Origin of the sequence: Desulfocucumis palustris, assembly GCF_002933875.1 — a bacterium.
Lineage (GTDB): Bacteria > Bacillota > Desulfotomaculia > Desulfotomaculales > Desulfocucumaceae > Desulfocucumis > Desulfocucumis palustris.
Genome location: NZ_BFAV01000085.1, coordinates 1 through 1,125 on the forward strand (window position 1 = coordinate 1; position 1,125 = coordinate 1,125).

The following is a 1,125-nucleotide window of genomic DNA, read 5'->3' on the forward strand; positions in this document are numbered from 1 at the left end:
ACTTTGCGTCTCCGGCACCGAAATTGCACATACCGGCAACAGCCAGCAAGGAAAAAATCACTCCAGCGCCAATGCTCCGCATATAAAGCAGGAGGGTTATCTTTTCGCTATTGATTGTTACAAATGCAAGACCTGCCACAACCAGGGGAAAGGTTACCCAGTTATAAATTTTCCCGTACTTCCAGTCGGTGTAGCAGCTAATTAATAAACAGATACAAAGTAACATGCAACCAAACCTAAGATTTTCAATGTAAGTTAGTATATTATCACCTCAATCCTTTGAGGGTTGGCTTTTCTTGAAGTATACGAAAGCCATCCCGCAGGATGGCTTTTATCAGACATGAAACTATACTTATTCAAGAAATCATATAATTATTTTATCAATGGTTATGTTTTTAAATAATATTGTATTGCTGCTTAAATAACCGCTTACTTTAACATGGGCAATATTTTTATTAACCGGAAACTGTTCAAACATGTTCACCATGATGGTTTTCCTGAAGTCATTGGCAATGAATTCACCAGAGGGTTCCAACACATATTTTACGCCCTTAACAGTAACCAGTTCCAAGTGCGCTGAGCCTTCCGTTGATATTTTCACCCATCCGGATGCTGTAATGGACTTGGGCTTAACTGTTTTTTCCGCAGCATAAGAATATGCAGGCAGAGCTAAGATTAGACTTAACATCAACAACGTGGCAATAATCCTTTTTTTCATATACATACCTCCCAGTTTTAATTTAGGGTAATAGTTATCGCCTATCCTCCTTTCTCGTTTAATAAAAATAATCACAGCTTTACTTTAAGCCGTGATTATTTTTAGCAAACCGCTGTTACTTATTTTAGGCCAAGATCCATATTATGACCTCAATACCGTCCCTGGAGGCTATGGTATCAATTTGCACCGGCCTATCCAGGGTGTTCTTGAATCTATAGTCACCAGCGGGCCAGCTAACCGCCGCCTCATATTCACCGGACGCATAGCTCACCGGTATTGAGTGGTTATATCGCTCTACAACCTCCAATCCCGCCTGCATAACAGCCTGGTGCAGGGCGGTGGAGAGCCTGCAAACACCTCCCCCCACATCCGGTTCCAGCTTTCCGTTGATGACGCTTTTGCCAGCC

3 protein-coding genes are annotated in these 1,125 nt (G+C 42.0%); all 3 read right to left on the reverse strand.

The window, feature by feature from the left end:
- On the reverse strand, positions 1-226 hold a 226-nt coding region (locus DCCM_RS19710; RefSeq protein ID WP_133163948.1), incomplete at its 3' end, for a prepilin peptidase.
- Positions 227-364: 138 nt separating this feature from the next.
- A complete protein-coding gene (locus tag DCCM_RS06795; protein WP_104371680.1) occupies positions 365-718 on the reverse strand; it encodes a hypothetical protein in 354 nt (117 codons plus the stop codon).
- A 124-nt stretch (positions 719-842) separates the two neighbouring features.
- Positions 843-1,125: VanW family protein (locus tag DCCM_RS06800; protein WP_165792042.1), on the reverse strand; the 283-nt coding region annotated here is incomplete at its 5' end.